General features: G+C 68.6%; 15 protein-coding genes and 1 tRNA gene. 9 read left to right on the top strand and 7 right to left on the bottom strand.

What is annotated here, in order from left to right:
- Positions 1-10: 10 nt before the first annotated feature.
- The 3 genes from AB4070_RS00905 to AB4070_RS00915 are packed head-to-tail and all read left to right on the top strand — an operon-like array spanning position 11 to position 5,485.
- A complete protein-coding gene (locus AB4070_RS00905) occupies positions 11-1,474 on the top strand; it encodes a DUF3375 domain-containing protein (RefSeq protein ID WP_441978521.1) in 1,464 nt (487 codons plus the stop codon).
- Entirely contained in the window at positions 1,467-2,129 is a 663-nt protein-coding gene (locus tag AB4070_RS00910; RefSeq protein ID WP_441978522.1) for a DUF4194 domain-containing protein, read from the top strand. Before AB4070_RS00905 ends, AB4070_RS00910 begins: the two co-directional genes overlap by 8 nt.
- Positions 2,126-5,485 carry an ATP-binding protein gene (locus tag AB4070_RS00915; RefSeq protein WP_441978523.1) on the top strand — a complete coding sequence of 1,120 codons (3,360 nt, stop codon included), beginning with the start codon at positions 2,126-2,128 and terminating at the stop codon, positions 5,483-5,485. The genes AB4070_RS00910 and AB4070_RS00915 overlap by 4 nt, the downstream gene beginning before the upstream one ends.
- Positions 5,486-5,518: 33 nt before the next feature.
- Here AB4070_RS00915 and AB4070_RS00920 read toward each other — a convergent pair whose 3' ends face one another.
- Complete coding sequence (locus AB4070_RS00920) at positions 5,519-6,325, bottom strand: hypothetical protein (RefSeq protein ID WP_441978524.1); 807 nt, start codon at positions 6,323-6,325, stop codon at positions 5,519-5,521.
- Between the two features lie 92 nt (positions 6,326-6,417).
- Here AB4070_RS00920 and AB4070_RS00925 point away from each other — a divergent pair, with 92 nt between their 5' ends.
- The 3 genes from AB4070_RS00925 (at position 6,418) to AB4070_RS00935 (ending at position 9,303) form a co-directional block, all read left to right on the top strand.
- The gene (locus AB4070_RS00925; protein WP_441978525.1) at positions 6,418-7,692 is read left to right on the top strand and encodes an MFS transporter; all 1,275 of its coding nucleotides are present in this window, start codon (positions 6,418-6,420) and stop codon (positions 7,690-7,692) included.
- Between the two features lie 9 nt (positions 7,693-7,701).
- Entirely contained in the window at positions 7,702-8,202 is a 501-nt protein-coding gene (locus AB4070_RS00930) for a hypothetical protein (RefSeq protein WP_441978526.1), read from the top strand.
- Between the two features lie 87 nt (positions 8,203-8,289).
- Positions 8,290-9,303, top strand: a complete 1,014-nt coding sequence (locus AB4070_RS00935) for a DNA topoisomerase IB (protein WP_441978527.1) — start codon at positions 8,290-8,292, stop codon at positions 9,301-9,303.
- Here the strand turns inward: AB4070_RS00935 and AB4070_RS00940 are convergent.
- Both AB4070_RS00940 and AB4070_RS00945 read right to left on the bottom strand, forming a co-directional pair.
- Positions 9,269-10,276, bottom strand: a complete 1,008-nt coding sequence (locus tag AB4070_RS00940; protein WP_441978528.1) for a hypothetical protein — start codon at positions 10,274-10,276, stop codon at positions 9,269-9,271. The two genes, AB4070_RS00935 and AB4070_RS00940, sit on opposite strands and share 35 nt — an antisense overlap.
- Position 10,277: 1 nt before the next feature.
- Positions 10,278-10,775 (bottom strand): hypothetical protein, encoded by a 498-nt coding sequence (locus tag AB4070_RS00945; RefSeq protein ID WP_378874885.1) that lies wholly within the window; start codon positions 10,773-10,775, stop codon positions 10,278-10,280.
- A 141-nt stretch (positions 10,776-10,916) separates the two neighbouring features.
- On the opposite strand from AB4070_RS00945, the gene AB4070_RS00950 reads away from it, so the two are divergent.
- Positions 10,917-13,370, top strand: coding sequence for a hypothetical protein (locus AB4070_RS00950; RefSeq protein ID WP_441978529.1), 2,454 nt, complete (start codon positions 10,917-10,919; stop codon positions 13,368-13,370).
- Between the two features lie 44 nt (positions 13,371-13,414).
- Positions 13,415-15,901 carry an aminopeptidase N gene (gene pepN / locus AB4070_RS00955; RefSeq protein WP_441978530.1) on the top strand — a complete coding sequence of 829 codons (2,487 nt, stop codon included), beginning with the start codon at positions 13,415-13,417 and terminating at the stop codon, positions 15,899-15,901.
- Here the strand turns inward: pepN and AB4070_RS00960 are convergent.
- On the bottom strand, positions 15,894-16,775 hold the full coding sequence (locus tag AB4070_RS00960) for an aminoglycoside phosphotransferase family protein (RefSeq protein WP_441978531.1): 882 nt from the start codon (positions 16,773-16,775) through the stop codon (positions 15,894-15,896). The genes pepN and AB4070_RS00960 overlap by 8 nt on opposite strands.
- Positions 16,776-16,777: 2 nt before the next feature.
- Positions 16,778-17,416, bottom strand: a complete 639-nt coding sequence (locus AB4070_RS00965; RefSeq protein WP_441978532.1) for an MBL fold metallo-hydrolase — start codon at positions 17,414-17,416, stop codon at positions 16,778-16,780.
- A gap of 150 nt (positions 17,417-17,566) precedes the next feature.
- Between AB4070_RS00965 and AB4070_RS00970 the strand changes: the two genes are divergently transcribed.
- Positions 17,567-17,639 (top strand) — tRNA-Glu (locus AB4070_RS00970).
- 60 nt (positions 17,640-17,699) lie between these two features.
- Here the strand turns inward: AB4070_RS00970 and AB4070_RS00975 are convergent.
- Together AB4070_RS00975 and AB4070_RS00980 are read right to left on the bottom strand one after the other, a co-directional pair.
- Positions 17,700-18,941, bottom strand: a complete 1,242-nt coding sequence (locus tag AB4070_RS00975) for an MFS transporter (RefSeq protein ID WP_441978533.1) — start codon at positions 18,939-18,941, stop codon at positions 17,700-17,702.
- Complete coding sequence (locus tag AB4070_RS00980) at positions 18,941-19,489, bottom strand: helix-turn-helix domain-containing protein (RefSeq protein ID WP_441978534.1); 549 nt, start codon at positions 19,487-19,489, stop codon at positions 18,941-18,943. The genes AB4070_RS00975 and AB4070_RS00980 overlap by 1 nt, the downstream gene beginning before the upstream one ends.
- Between the last annotated feature and the right edge of the window lie 58 nt (positions 19,490-19,547).

Here is a 19,547-nt window from a genome sequence, read left to right on the forward strand (position 1 = left end):
TCTGGAAGGTGTGACAGGCACTCGAGTGGAAGCGGCATTCTCCCGCGCCGTCACCGCCTTCAGCACTCCGACTCTCGACCTGCTGCACGGACGCTTCGCACCTTTCGTCGTGGCGTCGCTGTCTCTTCTGTTCACGGCGGACAGGGCATCCATCCCGATCGCCGACGCCCAGGCCGAGCTCGCAGAGATCCTCGATGAGCTCAGAGATGCGGGCGACGATGACGACGACCGCCGGGTCCCTTCGGGGACCGGCCGCGACGTCGCGAGGAACTGGGTCCGCCTGGGCTGGCTGGTGCAGCAGATCGACGACGACGTCGAGGTGTATCGACTCTCCGCGCACGCTGTCGAGGCTCTGGAGATCGCGGGGCGCACCGGCGGCGGGCGCACGCGCGTCTCCAACTCCCGGGTGCGCACGCTTCTCGAGGCAGTGGAGCATCTGGCCGACAGCGCCGAGGCCGATCCCGTTCGTCGACTCGCCCGCCTCCGGGAGGAGCGCGCCGCACTCGACGCCGAGATCGACCGGATCGAGGAGTCGGGCAGGGCCGATCCGCTCGATGACGAAGAACTCTTCGAGGAGGCGGAGAACGTGCTGCATCTAGCGCGCGAGCTCCCCGCTGACTTCACAAGGGTCGCCGAATCCCTCAAGCTCATGCAGCGCGACGTCGTCGCCCATCTGCGCCGTGATGAGCGGCCTACGGGTGAGGTGCTGCGCGAGTACCTGCAGCGTGCGCAGGATGTCATGAACTCGACACCGGAAGGACGCGCCTTCGCCGGCGCTCTGAAGCTGATCGGCGATCCGGAGCGCATCGATGCCCTCACCGACCAACTGCACGGTCTGCTCCGGCAGCCGTTCGCCCGGATGCTCGACAGCACGCAGCGGGCCGAGCTCGACGCGATCGGACGCCGCGTGGAGCTCGGGGTCGAGGAGGTGCTGGCTGCGCAACGTCGAGCCTCGCACGTCATCACCGGTCAGGTGAAGACGCACGATCCGCTGCGGGACCGCCAGATCGACGACCTGCTGCGGGACGTCATCGCCGCGCTGCACGTGTGGGACGGGGCGGGGGCGAGCGACGCACCGGTGCGCAGCCTTCCGCTCGCCGACCTGGGGCACCTCAGGCAGACCGTGAGCAGTATCCGGCCGCCTGCGGTCCCCGCGCCTCTGGCCGACGCCGGGGATGTCGAGTTCGCCGACGTCGACTCCCGCGCGTGGGGCGGTCCGAGGTATGCGGAGCTCGAGCAGTACGTGGCGGGGCTCGGACCCGAGTTCGATCTCGCCGCCGCATTCGCCGAGAGCGATGACGACACCCGGCGCCCAGTTGACCTCGTCGGACTGCTCGAGATCGCCCACCGTATCGGCATGACCGAGAGCGACACGGTCTCGGTGGTCGAAGCTCTGCGCCCCGACGGCTCGACGCGACGCTTCGCGTTCGGTGCCGTCACGGCGCGCAACCCCAAGGAAGACGCACATGCCTGAAGAGAGCCTCGCGCCGGAAGCAGCGGTCGATGACCCGTTCATTGCGCCCGTCCCCATGGAAGACGACATCGAGGAGCATTTCGCGGGCGACCGCGGCACCCTCGATCCGGAGATCCGTCGTCTGCTCGCCCACATCCTGCAGCGGCGCTTCATCGCCGCGGAGCGCAACCGCAAGGAGTGGACGCTGCTGCTCGATCATCAGCAGGTGATCGAGTCGCGTCTGAACGACCTGTATCTCCGACTGGTCGTCGACCACGCTCGCGGGTTCGCCTACAAGCAGCAGCTGCGCTCCGATGAGATCGATATGCCGGTGCTGCTGAAGGACTCCCCGTACACACGCGCGGAGACGCTCGTGCTCGTGCATCTGCGCACCGTCTACCAGCGGGAGTCCGCGGCCGGCGAGTCGTCGGTGCGCATCGACATCGAGGATCTCGAGCAGACAGTGCTGAGCTACTTCACCGATGTCGATGGCGGAACGGCACGGCAGCAGAAGGCGATCAGGAACGCGATGGACAGACTGGATCGCGAGGGGATCGTGCAGGAGGAGACCAGCGGGCGCTATCGGATCACGGCGCTCGTCGAGGTCGTCCTCAGCGCCGAGACCCTGAAGGAACTCCGCGACTGGCTGCGGTCGCAGGAAGCGGTGCAACGATGACGATGGTCGACACGCTCTTTGGGCTCATCCCTGCCGGTTCTCGGGGACAGCAGTGGATCGCGGACGAGCTGCAGCTGATCAACTGGGGTGGATACGACGGCGGCCCGCACCGGGTGCGTTTCTCGCCGAACGCCACACTCCTGTGCGGCGGCTCCGGCTCCGGCAAGTCGACGCTGATGGACGCATACATCGCGCTGATGATGCCTCACACGACGCCGTTCAACGGTGCGTCGAACGGCGGAGTGACCGGCCGGCCGCGCGGCGAGGAGCAGCGGAACATCCTCTCGTACGGGCGAGGGAAGATCGACGAATCCCGCACGGAGGACGGCACCAAGCTGCGAGTCCTCCGCGGCGACGGCGAAGACACGTGGAGTGCCATCGCGACGACCTGGCTCGACCACGACGGGTCGCGGTTCACCGCCGTGCGGGCCTGGTACATCCCGGCGGATGCCCGCGTGCTGGAGGACACGACCCGGGTGCGAGCGACCGTGAACGGGGCGTTCGACCTGGCACAGCTGGAGAAGGCCGCGACGCAGCGGCTCTCCGACGCATCGGTGCGGGCAGCGGGCCTGGAGACGCTTGCGACCGACCGGGAGTTCTCTGCCCGGCTGCAGGCCGTGCTCGGGATCGGGGCGGCCGGGTCCGGGGCGAAGGCGATCAGCCTGCTGGCCAGGATCCAAGCGGGGCAGCAGATCACCACGGTCGACGATCTGTACAAGAAGCTCGTGCTGGAAGAGCCGGAGACGATGGCCACAGCGGATGCCGTCGTGGCGCACTTCGACGAGTTGGAGAGCACGCGCACCCGGATGCTGACCGCGAAGCAGCAGGTCAGCGCACTCGAACCCATCCGAGGGATCAAGGAACGCATCGCGGCTTCAGCCGAACGGGTGCGGATCATCGACGAAGTCGGAGTCTTCACCGATCCGTCGTCCCTGGCCGCTCTCTGGAACGCTCAGCGCCGCCTGGATCTGCTGCGCGAGGTCGAGGTCGAGCTGGGTGACCGCTCACGCGCCCTCAGCCTCGCCGTGCGGGAGAAGCGCGCCCTCGTCGACGCGGCCGATGCCGAACGCGAGGGTCTGCTCGACGTCCTGAGGCAGTCCGGCGGGGACCGCCTCGAGACAGCGCAACGGGAGCTCCGCGTCGCCGAACGTCGTCTGGACGACGTGCGGCGGGAACGTGCGAAGTTCGACGCCATTGCGCGGGAGCTCGGCGCAGAGATCGAGAACGCCTCCCAGTTCGAGGCCTTCGTGGGCGGCAGCCGGGGTTCATCGCCCAGATCGGGGATCCGCGACGCGCGCGCGGCCTTCGCCGACGCCGAGACGGCGCGCCGGACGACCGAGCTCGAGATCTCACGGTTGCGTCAGGAGCGCGAGCGTACCGGTCGGGTGCGCGGCAGCATCCCCTCCCACCTCGACGAGTCACGCGCCATGCTCGCGGAGGCGGCGGGTCTCGACCCTTCGGAGCTTCCCTTCGTCGGTGAGCTCATCGAGGTGCGGACGGAGTTCGAACCGTGGCGCGAGGCCTTCAACCTCGCCCTCGGAGGCTTCGCCAGGACGCTCCTCGTCGACGCGGACAAGCTTTCGTCGTTCCGGGCGGCGATCAACTCCACGCGCACGCCGGAGCGACTGAACTACGAGGGCGTCCCCACCGGACTCCTCGAGGTGCGCAACGCCGATCCGCAGACCCTCCCCGGGAGGCTCGACTACCTGCCGACCCCCTTCACCGGCTGGCTCCAGCAGCGACTGCAGGATCGGTTCGGATATGTGTGCGTCGACTCATCGTCCCAGCTGGACGCCCATCAGAAGGCGCTCACCATCAACGGCCAGGTGTCGCAGGGCAGCAGGGGAGCCCACGGTGGTCAGGGGCGCGCCAACGTTCTCGGCTTCACCAACGACCGTCGGCTTCGCGAGATCGACGACCAGCTGCGGCTGCTGACCGCGCGTCACGACGGCTACGCGTCGACGGCGCAGGATGCCGAAGCCGCTCTCGACCGGATCGAGGCACGATCGACCGCATTCGCGAAGATCGAGGACCTCACGTGGGAGCAGATCGATGTCGATGCGGTCGAGGCCGAACGGGAACGTTGGCTCTCCGTCGAAGCGGAGGTCACGACCGCCAGCCCCGAGATCGCGCAGCTCAAGCGTCAGGCGGAGGATCTGCGGTCTCGCGCGAGCACGCTCCGGGACGAGGAGGCGCGCCTCAGCAACGAACTCGCCCAGACCCAGGAGCACTGGGGACAGGTCACCGACGATGTCGATGCCTGTCAGAGGGTGATCGATTCCGCGGCGGCCTCGGACCTCTCGCTCGGCGAGACACATGCGTCGTTCCTCGACGGCCGGTTCCTGCACGCCGAGAGCGGGGCGAGCCTGACCGCGTCGGAGCGGCTCACGCACTTGGACACCGCGCTCAGGACCGCCGCTCAGCGCCTGCACGAGGACCGTCGTGAGGCCGCGGAGGCCCACGAGCAGCAGCGCGAGAGCATGCGGCGACTGATGACGGGGTTCCTCGAGCGCTGGGACAACCTCACGATCCTCCCGGACCCCGACGAGTCCGTCGGCGAGTTCGAGAGCATCCTGGAGGCGTTGCAGACCAACGGGCTCCACGAGCTGGAGACCGAATGGCGTGACAGTCTGCTCAAGCTCTCGGGGAACGACCTGACGAGCCTCGACTCGACTCTCAGCCGGTCGCTCCGCGAGATCAAGGATCGCATCGACCCGATCAACCGCATCATGGAAGAGCTGCCGTTCTACGACGACGACCATCGTCTGCAGATCACCCCGCGCGAGAATCAGAGCGAGGCACGCAAGCGGTTCCGCCGCGAGCTCCGCGAGGTGCGAGGACTGATCGACGCTGCCGAGACCGATGCGGAGCGCGAGGCCGTGTACCGCAAGATGAGCCGTCTCATCGGGCGGATGCGCCGCACGGCCCCCGACTTCGCCGAGCTCATCGACGTGCGCAACCACGTTCGCGTGAGTGCCGAGCGGGTCACCGCGACGACGCGGGAGCATGTCGCGCTCTACGACCACATCGGCGAGAAGTCCGGAGGGGAGTCGCAGGAGCTCGTCGCGTTCATCGTGGGCGCAGCGCTGCGTTACCAGCTCGGCGATGCGGGTGCTGCCCGGCCGCGCTACGCCCCCGTCTTCATGGACGAGGCTCTGATCAAGGCGGACGCCCACTTCACGAAGCGCGCGATCGGCGCATGGCGTGGACTCGGCTTCCAGCTCGTGATCGGCGCGCCGAACGACAAGTACAGCGCGATCGAGCCGCATGTCGACGTCGAATACGACATCCTCAAGGACACCCGCGGGCGCTCCTGGGCGAAGGCGAAGGTGGGCCTGCCGGACGCGGCGGTGTGAGCGCGGCGGTGCGGAGCAGGACGGTCCGCCCGCCTACTCGCACTCGCCGAGGAAGCCGAGGTAGCACACGGCTTCGTGGGTGACAGCCGCCTCGTAGTCGTTGTTGGACACCTGCCGCGTCGCGATCTCCGGGGTGCGCGTGAGGTGTCCGAAGTCGCCGAGCGAGGCCACCACCGATCCCTCCGAGTCCTCGCCGCGCATGCGGTCGATCTCGGCACGATGCTGCCCGCAGAGCGTAGCCGCGGCGGGGACCAGCTCGACCCCGGCGCAGGCTCCGGCGTACTGGGCCTCCATCGCGTTGATGCAGTCGGTCCAGTTCTGATCGACGGCGCACGGGCTCACACCGTCGTCGGCCACGAGGTAGAGGCCGGTCTCGTACTCCTCGCTGTGGAAGGTCTCGGGCTTCTCCGGCGAATCGACCTTCGTCCAGTGCCGGGCGGTGGTGAGGGCGACGACCACGACGATGAGGGCGATGAGCAGCAGTGCGCCGATCACCGACAGCGTCACCCAGAGCCCGACCCGGCTCTTCTTCTCCGGCCCGACGCCGGGTGTGACATGCGGTGCAGCTGCAGGCGGAGTGCCGCCATAGGCCGGGGGAGCCGCAGCGAAGGCGGGGGCGTGTCCCAAGTCGTGGTCCCCGAGCAGCGGAGTCTGTGCTGTCCGGTTCTGTGCTGTCCGGTTCTGTGCCGTCACGGCCAGCCAGTACTCGTACCAGCTCCGGGTCGCTTGCGGGTCGGCTGCCACCTGCTGCGCCTCCGCATCCGTGAGGGGGAGGCCAAGGCCCGACCGGGAACCGGGGTCCTGCAGCGAGGTGCGGAATTCGTCGAGAGACAGCGCCATGCTCGCGATGATGGCAGAAACCACGCTCGGCGGACAATCCGCTCGCGGATCGCGATGTCCCCGGCATCCGGAAGAATGTCGAGGTGATCGGTATGAGGAGCTTCTGGAACGCCCTGCCAACGGAGGGGCGCTGGCTGCTGTCGACGGTCGCGATCCAGACGCTCGGACGCGGCATGACGCTCCCGTTCACGATCATCTACTTCCACGAGGTCCGGGGGTTCGACCTCGGGGTCTCCGGCGCTCTCATGAGCCTCATCGCGATCACCGGACTCGTGGTGACCGGTCCGGGAGGAACGCTGATCGATCGGTTCGGTGCGCGTCGGGTGCTGATCGTCGGGCTGCTGTCGATGATCGTCGGGTGCGCGCTTCTGGCATTCGCCACGCACCCTGTCGTCGCCGCGATCGCCGTCATGCTGATCGGCGTGAACTTCGGTGTGTCGTGGCCGGGCTTCAACGCGCTGATCGCGTCGGTGGTGGAGGGTGAGGTGCGCCAGCAGTACTTCGGCGTCAACTTCGCTCTCGTCAACCTCGGCATCGGGGTCGGCGGAGTGATCGGCGGCTTCTTCGTCGACGTCAGCGACCCCGCGACGTTCACGACGATCTTCCTGGTCGATGCCGCGAGCAGCCTGATTCCCCTCGCCCTGCTCCTGGGCCCGCTCCGACGGGTGCGGACTCAGCATGAGGCGGAAGACGACGCCCCGCCTGCCGGCGGATATCGCGAGATCCTGCGTCGCCCCGCCGTGCTCTGGCTGACGCTGCTCACGTTCCTCTCGGTGTTCATCGGCTACGGGCAGATGGAGGCGGGCTTCCCTGCCTTCGCCCGACAGGTGTCGGAGGTCTCGACGCAGGTGGTCGGCATCTCGTTCGCCGTCAACACCGCGGTGATCGTGCTGCTGCAGTTCGCCGTCCTCAGACTCATCTCCGGCAGGCGTCGTACGCGGGTGATGCAGGTGATGGCACTCATCTGGGCGCTGTCATGGGTGCTCCTCGGGGCGACCGGATTCCTGCCGGGCACCCTCGCCGCGGCGATCGGCGTGATCGCCTACATGGGTGTCTTCGCCTTCGGCGAGACGATGCTGCAGCCGACGGTTCCTGCGATCTACAACGACCTGGCCTCCGATCGCACGCGCGGTCGTTACAACGCCATCAACTCGGCCGCGTTCCAGGGAGGGGCGATCCTCGGGCCGCTCGTCGCGGGTGTGATGCTCGGAGGAGGACTCGATGCCGGATTCATCGGTGTCATGATCGCGGGCAGTCTTGCCGTCGGGGTGCTGGCGATCGTCCTCGAGCGGGTCGTCTCCGGGACCGCCAACGGCTTCACCGGCATCCATCGAACGGACGAGGCGGACCAGCTCCCGACCCAATAGGCTCCGAGCATGGCTCTGGAGTCCCTCTTCCTCCGACTGGATCGGATCGCCGGTGGGCGGCAGGCCGGCGTCGCCATCAGCGAGACCGACCGCACGCATCCCAAGACGGTGCGTGCGTTCACCTGGATCATCTGGCTCCTCATCGTCGAGCTGATCATCGGCGTCGGGGCCGTGGTCGTCGCGCTGGTGCTCGCGGTCGACGGCGAGTCGGTCTCGTTCGCCGTCTGGATGCGCACGCTCGTGGTGCTCGCGATGACGGCGACGCTGTTCTACTTCGCCTGGCGTGCACAGCGTGGCTGGCGGTGGGCGTATCAGCGCCTTCGTCTGTTCGCGCAGATCTTCCCCGTCATCACGCTCGTCATGGCGGCGATCCCCGGGCTCTACCCGCTCTGGATGGTGTCGGAGCAGATCGTCTTCAGCCTGATCATGATCGGCATCGCCGACTTCCTCACCAGCGACCACATGCGCAGCGCCTTCGCAGCGCCGCGCACGGAAGCCGAGAGCGAATAGCACGCGGGCACGGTACGGCGCCACTCCCTTCCACGGATCCGTGCCACGGGGCATCCTCGAGCGCAGGCAGTCGAGGAAGGGCTCACGATGGCGAAACTCATCCGGGTTGTCCCGGGGCAGGATCCGGGGTTCCGGCGCGTGCGATCGGGATCGGGGTTCCGGTACGTCGATCCGGCAGGGGACACGGCGCCCGAGGCCGATCGCGAGCGGATCAATGACCTCGTCATCCCACCTGCATGGCGGGATGTGTGGATCGCCGCGGATCCGCTCGCTCACATTCAGGCGGTGGGCGTGGACGGCGCCGACCGCAAGCAGTACCTGTACCACCCCCTGTGGCGGGTGAGCCGAGATCGCAAGAAGTTCGTGCGCGCCCTCGATCTGGCCGCCGCGCTGCCACGCGCGAGAGCGCAGGTGACCCGGGCATTGGCCCAGGAAGGGCAGACGAAGGAGCGCGCCCTCGCCATCGCCTTCCGTCTTCTCGACGACGCAGCCCTCCGTATCGGGTCGGAGCGCTATCTGGTGCGACACGGCAGTCGCGGTCTCACGACGCTTCGGCGACGAGACGTGCGCGTCGCGGGGAGCGAGGTCGCGCTGTCGTTCCCCGCCAAGAGCGGCCGCACGGCGTCGATCGAGATCACGGATGAATCCCTGGCCGACGCCCTGACCGACTTCGCCGCGGGCAAGTCGGGCGCTTTCCTGCTCGCGTACCGCCGAGGACGGCGTCGCGTGCGTCTCACGCCCGCAGAGGTCAACGCCTATCTCCGGGAGGTCACGGGGGAGTCCTTCACGGCGAAGGACTTCCGCACGCTGCACGGCACGATCATCGCCGCTGACGCCCTCGCCCGGATCGGCGAGCTCGACAGCCGGAACCACCGGAGTCAGGCCGAGCGCCTCGCGGTGCAGGCGGCGGCGACGGCGCTCGGCAACACGACCGCGGTGGCACGCGCGAGCTACATCGATCCCCGGGTCTTCAGCCAGTACGGACGCGGACGGACGCTCGACCTCTCCGTGACCCCTGAGACCGGCATCAGGAGGCTTCTCGGTGGTCCGGAGATCTCGAGGAAGGTCAGCCGGCGATCCGGAGCCAGACGACGGCGATGAGCATGGGCACGAGGGGTGTGGCCACGGCTGCGATCACGGGCCACCACCGGGTACGCGTGTCGACGTGGCGTGCACGACCGGCGAGCGTGTCGCCGTCACGCCGGTAGGCCCCCGGATCGAGAGGCGTCGCGGCCTCGTCGCGGTACAGCAGGGTTCGTCGCCCGAAGCGATCGTGAAGTGCCGGGATCACGGTGAGGAAGCGCCGCAGTTCCTCCCCATCGGTCAGATCGACGGCGGGGAAGTACACATGCAACGTGCTGTCCACGATCTCCAGGTCGAGGTCGGCGCTCTCGTCGACGAGGATCGCCATGAGGTCGGGGGTGAGCACATAGAGCGCGTCCGTCTCGTATCCCGACGGGACTGACACGTCGAACACGTCACTGAAGTCCCCCTCGAGCCGGATGCGGGCTCGGCCGGTCGGACGCCGAGGGAGCACGCTGAGCGCCCCGCCACCGCGCCGCGACCGGAGCATGATCCTCGGTGCCTCGGACGGCAGCGGGATGCGGACAGCGCGCACGGTGTGCATCGTCGCGCCCTCGCGATCGCCGACCACGAAGGTGCGTTCGACGCTGTCGAAGGGGACGGCGCTGTGTCGGGCGTCCAGGTGGTCCTGCGCGGTGCGGTCGCCGCGATCGACCTGCTCGTCGATGGAGCCGCCCCACGCGTGGTCGCCGATGTCAGCGCGATACCGCCATCCCAAAGCCGCGGCGATCTCGGCGAGGGCGGTGCGGCGTCGACGATGCCGACTGATGGACATCGACGACCACGCGACGAGTGCGGCGCCGAGCAGCATCGTCGCGACCTGGGCGTACACGAGTGTCGTCCCCGATAGCGCGAATCCGACCGGCAGGAGATAGAAGGCCAGGGCTCCGGCGATGACGAACGTGGCGACCGACGACGCGACCAGCGTCAGGCCGCCCCATCCGCGATCGCTCGCGAGTGGGGCGGCCCGACCGGCCGAGAACGGCGCCACGTCAGGGCTTGTACACGATGGCGATGTTCAGCTGTCCGCCTTCGCGCGCCCAGGCGAGCCACCGCGGCTCACCCAACCCGGCGAGCCGCTGGATCGGTACGACATGGATGCCCTGATCGAGGCGGCTGAGCTCGCGGAACTCGGGCTTCTTCGAGATCCAGATGGTGCCGCCGCCGTCCCACGGCTCAAGGCAGGTGTAAACGTATCCGTGTGCACGCAGATTGACGCGGTCGACGAGCGCCTCGGCTTGCTGCTTCAACTCGTCGAGGACCTCGGTCGGGATGGCCCCTTCGAGCGTGAAGGCGGCGACGTCGTAGACGTTTCCTTCGCCGAAGTCCCTCGTGGCGAGCAGCGCCAGCTCGGTGACGCCCTTGTCTGCGGCGCGGGTCCACAGGGCATGCGAGTTCTTGGCGCGCTTGTTCATCAGGAACCCGCCGAAGTTGAGCTTCTGGTACGAGAAGTCGTCGAGCTTGGCCGCGATCTCTGCACGTGTCGTCATGGGGATTCTCTCCTCTTCCGGGAGGTCGGGCGGCCTCTCCGTCGAGAGAGCCTAGGTGTGCTCTGGGCAGGCCCGTCGGAGTCCGAACGAGCCCGAACGCACGGCGCCGAGCGCGCCGACCCCGTGTCCTAGGCTCGACTCATGCCCGTGCCCCGCACCCTCGACGAGCTCTGCCTGGGCCTCGGACGGATGCGTGTGGAGGCGGGCTCGCCGTCGTATGCCGAGATCGCCCGTCGGATCGGCGGGGTGCGTCACGGTGCCGAGCCGCCGAAGGTGACCGTGTACGACTGCTTCCGTCCGGGACGGCGACGCGTCGACCATCGTCTGGTGGGCGATATCGTCCGCGTGCTCGGGGGCGATGACGAGGAGGCTGCGCAGTGGCGGGAGACCGCGCGGCTTCTCAACGGTGCGCGATCGGGGGTGCACGTCGAAGTGGCGCTCGGAATCCGGGATTCCGCGGGCGCGGAGATCGGACGCGAAGACCTGCTGACCGCTCTTCCCGATGCCGACGTGCTGGTGCTCACTGGTCTGCCGGGGGCGGGGAAGACCACTCTCGCCTCGGCGCTGGCCGGCCGTTCGCCGGTGCTCACCGTGCACCTGCGCGAATCCGACACCGAGCGCCCTCCGGCGGATCCGATCGACGTCCTGCGACGGATGCTGGGTGCTCTCGGTGTCCGCTCCCTTCCCTACGAGCTGCCGCGTCTCCGTGAGCAGCTGCGGATCAGCGCGCGTGAGGTGACGGTCGTCATCGAGGACGCGGGGGACCCGGTGCGGTTGGCTGCGCTGCTGGTCCCTGGTGTGCGGTTCATCGTGACGGCACGCGTCGACCTCGGGGGCCTCGAGGAGCGCCTGTCCCCGACGGCTCTGCGCGTGGAGAGGGTCGTCGTCCCGCCGTTGTCGCACGCAGAGGCCCAGCGCCTGCTCGATCACCTCCTCTCCCTCGACGGGGCTTCCTCGACCGTGATCGGGGGGAGCGATGAGCGTGCGGCGGCGTTGCGGCGCATCGTCACCGTGGCGGGTGGCCTGCCGCTCGATCTGGTGATGCTCGCCGGGATCATCCGTGAGCACGAGGGCTGGTCGTTCGCGGACCTGGCATCGCGGTTCGAGCATGAGCCACGCGACGTGCGCATCCGACCTGTCCTGGAGGCGGCGACACGATCCCTGCCGACGGGCGAAGCCGATCTCCTCGCGAACGCCGCACTGCTCGACCGAGAGGTGGAGGAAGGCGTGCTCATCGCAGCCGGGGGCCCCGCCGCCGCACGCGATCTGCACCGTCTGCATGCCCGACACCTCGTGGAGCTGCGCGAGGGTCGGGTGCGGATGCACGACACGGTGTTCTCCTTCGCCGCAGAGCGGTCGCGCTCCCTCCGCCCGTCATCCGTCCGCAGGGACTTCGTCCGTGACTCCGCGTCCGCCGTGCTGGCCCGGATGGAAGAGGATTCCGACTTCGCCGCGCGTGAGGTGGGGACGGTGCTCGCGGTGGCGTCAGCGGCTCGCGAGCACGGCCTCGACTCCGACGTGGAGAGGCTGGCGATCGCATCGCACCCTGCGCTGTCCCGCTGGTCGCTCTGGAGCGAATCGCTGCAGCTGCACGATCTGGCAGCCCGCGGAGACGGCCTCGACCTGGTGCCCGACATCGCTCTCGGCGTGGCGCACTGCGCGGAGAAGCTCGGGCGGCTGGACGAGGCGCTCATCATCCTGCACCGCGTGCGTCGTATCGCTTCGGGCGCAGCTCTCGCTCGCACCTGGAACCAGATCGGCAACGTGCAGCGCTGGATGAGTCATCTCGAGCAGGCACTGGTGTCCTATGAACGGGCGATCGCACACGCGCGCGACGCGGGGGACAGCGTCGTGGAAGGGCGGGCAACCGGCAACCATGCGGACACCCTTCGCATCCTCGCCCGCTACCCGGAGGCGCTGCAGGGCTACGCCGCTGCGCTGAGCATGGCGAAGGCGGAGGGGGACGAGCTGAACGTGGCTGTCGTGCGCGGCAATCGCCCGCTGCTGTTCCTCGCGACCGGACACCTCGATGCTGCGGACGAGGAACTGCAGGAGCTGATGGACGAATCGAACGGTGAACCGCTGCCGTTCGTCCGCCGGACGCGTGCGCTCATCGCGGAAGCACGGGGTGACGACCTGCGGGCCCGTGAACTGTGCGCCGTCGCGATGGGCGCCCTGCAGTCCGCAGGAGAGTTCGCGACGTCGGCCGATCTCGAACTCCTCGGCGCCCGGATCGACGGGCGGAACGGCCAGTCCGACCGCGCGCGGACGACGGCACAGCGGATCCTCCGGGAGGCGGAGCGCGCGGGGTCGCCCTTGATCGCCACCGAGGCTGCGAATTCGCTCGCCGAGATCCTGGTCCTCGCTGCGGCGAGCGACTCCGCGTCCGCGCATCTCCTCGCCGAGGCGGAGCGGCACGCAGAAGAGGCGCGGAGCGTCGCGGAGGCGACCGGAGACCGCGCCGAAGTCGCACGCAGCGACGCGATCCTGTCGCGCATCGCGTTCGCTCGTCACGACGACGACGACGCAGCGGCACGGTCGCACGCGTCCGCACAGGTGTACTCGGCGATCGGACACCGGCTCCGACCGACGTGAGCGTGAGGACGGTCTGTCGGGCATCCGGGTGACAGGATGGATGCATGGACACCGCCAACCTCACCCGCGAGGAGACGGCCGCGCGATCCGCCGCCGTCACCGTGCATCGCATCCGCGTCGAGCTCGACCTGACCGGTGCGCCGGAGCGCGCCCGTACCGGGTTCCCGACGGTGACGACCCTCGAGTTCGATTCGACAGGGGAGAGCACCTGGCTCGACTTCATCGGCGAAGAGGTCCGGAGTGTCTCGGTGAACGGCATCGATCAGGAGGTCGTCTACGACGGCGCGCGCATCTCGCTCTCCGGTCTCGAGTCCGCCAACGTCGTGCGCGTCGCGGCGGTCGCGGCTTACAGCCGATCCGGTGAGGGACTGCACCGGTTCCATGACCCTGTCGACGATGAGACCTATCTCTACACCCAGTACGAGCCGGCGGACGCGCGTCGGGTGATGGCGTGCTTCGAGCAGCCGGACATGAAGGCCGAGTACACGTTCGTCGTGGACGCTCCCACCGGCTGGCAGGTGCTCTCGAATCAGTCGCCTGCGCACACCGACCTGGGTGTCGGCGTGCAACGTGTGGAGTTCGCCCCGACTCTGCCGATCTCGAGCTACATCACAGCGGTCGCTGCCGGTCCGTACTCGCGCGTCGACGGCGAGTGGCGGCGCGATGAGCAGCACATCGCCCTCGGTGTGCTCGTCCGGCGTTCGCTCGCCTCGCACCTCGACGCGGACGAGATCCTCGAGGTCACCCGGCAAGGGCTGGACTTCTTCACGGACGCGTTCGCCTACCCGTACCCGTGGGGCAAGTACGACCAGATCTTCGTGCCGGAGTACAACCTGGGCGCGATGGAGAATCCGGGTCTCGTGACCTTCACGGAGGCGTACCTCTCCCGCGGGGCGGCCACGGATGCACAGCGCGCTGCGCGGGCGAACACGATCCTGCACGAGATGGCGCACATGTGGTTCGGAGACCTGGTCACCATGACCTGGTGGGACGACCTGTGGCTGAAGGAGTCGTTCGCCGATTACATGGGCGCGCACGCGTCGGCGGTGGCGACGCGCTACCAGGACGCCTGGGTGACGTTCGCCGCACGACGGAAGGCCTGGGCCTATCAGCAGGATCAGCTGCCCACGACCCACCCGATCGTCGCGGACATCACCAATCTCGAGGCGGCGAAGCTGAACTTCGACGGGATCACCTACGCCAAGGGTGCAGCCGTTCTGAAGCAGCTCGTGGCGTTCGTCGGCGATGACGCGTTCTTCGAGGGCGCCCGCCGGTACTTCGCCGCCAACGCGTTCGGCAACACGACGCTGGACGACTTCCTGGTGCAGCTGAGCGCGGTCTCGGGCCGCGAGATGAGCGACTGGTCGGCCGCATGGCTGCAGACTTCCGGCGTGTCGACGCTGTCGACGGAGACGGACGAGGAGGGACGCTCCGTCCTGGTGCAGACCGACCCGAGGCCCCACCGGCTCCGCATCGGCATGTACGAACGTGTCGACGGTCGTGTGGTCCGTCGCGAGCAGCAGGAGCTCGACGTGATCGGCGAGCGTACCGCGATCGAGCTGCCCGACGCCGATCTGGTGCTGCTCAACGACGACGACCTCACGTATGTGAAGGCGCGTCTGGACGCACGCTCCCTCCGCACGGTCGAGGAGTCCCTGTCCGCGATCGACGATCCGCTGGCACGTGCCCTCGTGTGGTCCTCGCTGTGGAACGCGACCCGCGACGGCGAGCTCGATGCGCTGCGCTACCTCCGAATCGTGCGCAGCCACGCGGCGGCCGAGTCCAACATCGGGCTGCTGACGGGGGTGCTGCCGAACGCGATCTACACGATCCGTCACTTCGTGCCCGAGGCGCGTCGCGACGAGGAGCAGCGCCGCTGGACCGAAACGGTATGGAGCGCTCTGAAAGCCGCCGATGCCGGCAGCGACGCGCAGCTCTCCTGGGCTCGAGCGTTCGCGACCGCGTCCGCTTTCGACGATCGGCGACACGAAGAAGTGCGCGCGTTGCTGGAGGGGAATGTCCCGGAGGGGCTCGTGATCGACCCCGACCTGCGCTGGCAGCTTCTCACCGCGCTCGTGACCGTGGGGCAGGCTGATGACGAAGACGTGACGGCGGAGCAGGAGCGGGACGACACCGGTGACGGGCGCACGGCTGCGCGGCGCGCTCGGGCCTCTCGGCCCGACGCGGATGTGCGGCGCGACGCATGGGACTCCGCGTGGAACGACCTCTCGCTCAGCAATGATCATCTCGACGCGGTGATCGGCGGCTTCCGTGCAGGGGGACGCCGTGATCTCATCTCCGAGTTCGACGACGAGTACTTCGTGCGGATCGGCCGAGCCTGGTCAGAGCGCAGCATCGAGATCGCACGGCGCCTGGTCATCGGGCTCTTCCCCGCGTCGGAATCGGTGGAGCCGGTGGATGCGTGGCTGGCCGCGAATCCGGCGGCGCCTGCCGCTCTCCGACGGCTCGTGATCGAGCAGCGGGACCATCTCGCGCGCGATCTCCGTGTGCGTGCAGCTTCGGTCAGCTGATCAGTTCGGCGGCCGTCTGCTGACCGAGCGCGCGCAGATCCGCGCGATCGTCGCTCGAGTGGCAGAGGATCGCGGCCATGGCCGCAGCCCAGGCTCGTGCCCTGACCCAGGTCGCGTCGTCGTACCTTCCGGCGGTGGCTCGGCGGAAGACATGTCGACCTTCGGCGTCGAAGGCGAGCCACCCCGCTGCGAGGTCGTAGGCGGGGTCGCCGGAGGTCACGTCGCCGAAGTCGATCACGGCGGACAGCCTGTCGCCGTCGATCAGGATGTTGCCGGGGTGCAGGTCGCCGTGGATCCAGACGGACTCCGTGGCGGCTTCGGCCTCGAGTCCCGCTGACCAGAGTTCTCCGAGAGGCGTGGCGATCGCTGCGGTCAGGTCGGCGAGTCGATCTCTGATGCTCTGGTCGCGTGCCACCAGCGGGACGCCGCGCACAGGGTTCACGGGTGCGTCGGCGGGCGCTTCGCGGTGGAGCAGGAGGAGGGCTGTCGCGAGTTGGGCGGCCCACGAGGTGTTGTCGCGGCGGGGGAGCCCGAGTGCCTGCCTCCCCGGGAGCCAGGGCACGATCGACCAGGGCCAGGGGAAGTCCGGAGTCGGGGCGCCTGCGAACACCGGCAGAGGCGTGTGGATGTTCGCCGCTGCGAGATGCATCGCGAAGAGGGGGAGTGCGTGCTGCTCGTGACGGATGAGCGGCGCTGCCCTGAGCCGGCGGGGCATGCGCACGGCGAGGTCCGATCCGAGTCGCCAGGTGATGTTGTCCCACCCCTCCGCGAAGCGCGTCAGCGGGAGGTCGCCGAGCTCGGGAGCCACCGTCCGAACGAGCCGTCTCACGCCGTGCTCGTCCAGGGTGAGCTCCGCGACGGGGGAGTCGACCATGTTCAGAGGTCGAGCGAGTCGCCGGGTTCCAGCACGAAGAACTCGCCGCCGCCCTGTTCGGTCGCCCACTGCAGCCGCTGACGATGCATGTTCTTGCCGATCACGGAAAGCGTCATGTCGTGGGTTCCGAACGCCCGGCGCGGCGCGACAGCCAGCACGTAGTCCATGGCTTCGCCGATCTTCAGCCAGGGTGCGCCGAGGGGAGCGGCGAGGGTGCCGACGGAGACGTCCTCAGGGACCGCGTACGAGTCGCCGGGGTAATAGAGCTCGTCGTTGATCAGCACGCCGACGTTCTCGACCGTCGGGAGCGAGGAGTGGATGACCTCGTGAGTGCCGCCGAAGAATCGCAGCGTGAAGCCGCCGACCTCCAACGAGTCCCCGGGGGCGACGACCGTGATGTCGTAGCCCTCGGCGGCGCGGGCGACACCGGCCGGCGCGAAGATCGGCGTCCCCGGTGCGTCGCGCAGGAGGCGGTCGAAGTGCTCGGATGTCCAGTGGTCCGGGTGCTCGTGGGTGATCACGATGGCCACCAGATCGGTGAGGTCGTTCAGCGGAGCCGTGAACGACCCGGGATCGACGAGGAGGGTCTCATCGTTCGCATCGATACGGAGGGCGGCATGTTCGAACTTGGTGACGCGCATGGGAAGAGTCAACTCCTTCGGAACGCGCACGGCAAACGGATCCGGTGCGCCACGCCCGGGATCCGTGACGGGGAGGCGTCGATTTGGCGCAGTGAGAATCGCCGTGGCATACTTGAACGGTTGTCGCGGAACGGAAACATTCCGCCAGACGGCCCCATCGTATAGCGGCCTAGTACGCTGCCCTCTCACGGCGGTAACGCGGGTTCGAATCCCGCTGGGGTCACACAACAGGGAAAGCCTCCGGTTCGCCGGAGGCTTTCTCGTTTCCCAGGGTGGTCGTCGCTCACACACCGGGCCTCAGCGACAGCGCCCGGAATGTGCGGTTGCTCAGGGGCAGGATCATCAGCGCCATCATGGCTCCTCCGAAGAGTGCGAACGGCACCCAGAGCGCCGTAGACGACGCGAGAGCACCGAATCCGGCCATCGCCAGCGGCATCAGACAGTCGTCGCCGAGGCGCGTGAGCGAACTCATCCGGCCGAGGTATGCGGTGTCGACGGTGGCCGAGAACGTCGCGCTCAACAGCACCGATGCGTAACCAGCGGTCGCTCCGATGACGAAGGCCGCCACGGCGACGCTCCACGCCGGCCCGATTCCGAGCGCGATGATCCCGGCGCCCTGAAGCACCAGCGCACGGAACCCGCCGCGAGCCTCGTGGCTCGGACGCCACTTCGCGACGGAGATCGCGCCGAGCGCCGCACCGAGTCCGAGCAGTGCTTCGAAGAGTCCGACGGCCTGCGCGCCCCACCCCTCCGCATGGGCGCGGAGGGCGAGTCCGATCCCGATCGCCGGGCCGACCGCCAGGTTGAGCCCCGAGAGGGCGATCACGAGCGTGCGGGTCGTGGGATTCTCGGCGAGGTGCCCGAACCCGCGTGCGATCCCGCGCAGCGCCGACTCCTTCTCCGCTCTGGCGAGGCGGAAGCGCGGGCGGAGCCAGATCGCGATGAAGGCGACGACCAGTGTGAAGGTCAGGGCGTTCACGGACGCGCTTCCCGCAACGCCGGCATGGGCCACGATGAATCCGCCTATCGCCGCCCCTCCCATGGTCCCCAGCCGCGAGGCCGTCTGAGCCGCTGCGCCGTAGGAGGGAAGGTCCGCGGCTCGCACGAGCTGACGGGCGATCGTCCCGGCGGACGGCTCGTAGAACGCGTCGCACACCCCGAACGCGATCGCCGCGAACAGGAGCACGGCGACGGTGGGTGGGGTGGCGAGCACCCACAGCGCCACGGCGACGAGCACGCCCACGCGCAGCACGTTGAACACGAGCATGATGCGGCGCGGGTCCGCGCGGTCGGCGATCACCCCTCCGAACAGCAGGATCAGGGCACGCGGCACGGTACCGGCAGCGACGATCAGGCCTGCGACAGCGGGGGAGGCCACCTGGACGGCCGTCCACGCGAGCGCGATGGTCCACAGCGCATCGCCGGCATCCGACAGCGCCTTCACTCCGATCCAGGCGTGCACGAGACGATCGCGACGGAAAGGGGGAGGGGCGACGATCTCCTCCGGGTCGCTGACGGCGGACATCAGGGTTCCGTCGGGAACGCGTGCGCGAACACGAAGATGGGAGCACGGCGTCGGCCGTCGTCGAGATCGATGCCCTCCTGCCACTCCCTGATCGTCTCGAGGAGCCGCGCGGAGAGATCCCGCAGCTCGTCGGGTGAGGCCCACGCCGTGGTCTCCGTGTTGGAACCGTCGTACTCGGCGTAGGCGGGGTCGTGGCGATGGCGATGCCAGCGCTGGAGCCGGTCGATCTGCATGCGGATACCCTGACGCTGCGCCTCACGGGCGAGGAGGGCGTCGGCCGGCGAGTCCGCGTAATCGTCTGTCGACCAGGTGAGACCGCGGCGTGCCACTCTCCACCAGCTCGTGCGCTTGTCTCCATCGTGATCAGGGGCCCGTTCCACGACTCCGGCGCGCTCCAGCATGCGAAGGTGATGGCTGATGCTGCCGACCTGACAGTCCAGAGCGCGGGCGATCGCCGTGACCTGTGCCGTTCCGTACAGGAGCAGATAGTCGTAGATGCGGCGGCGCAGCGGATGGTGCACAGCGGTGATAACGGAGATGTCTTCCACGGAAGACGACGCTAAGCTCACGGCGTCAAACACACAAGGGTTCTTGTATACCGCGGAA

The organism is Microbacterium sp. 2RAF4, from assembly GCF_052115285.1.
Taxonomy (GTDB): Bacteria; Actinomycetota; Actinomycetes; order Actinomycetales; family Microbacteriaceae; genus Microbacterium; species Microbacterium oxydans.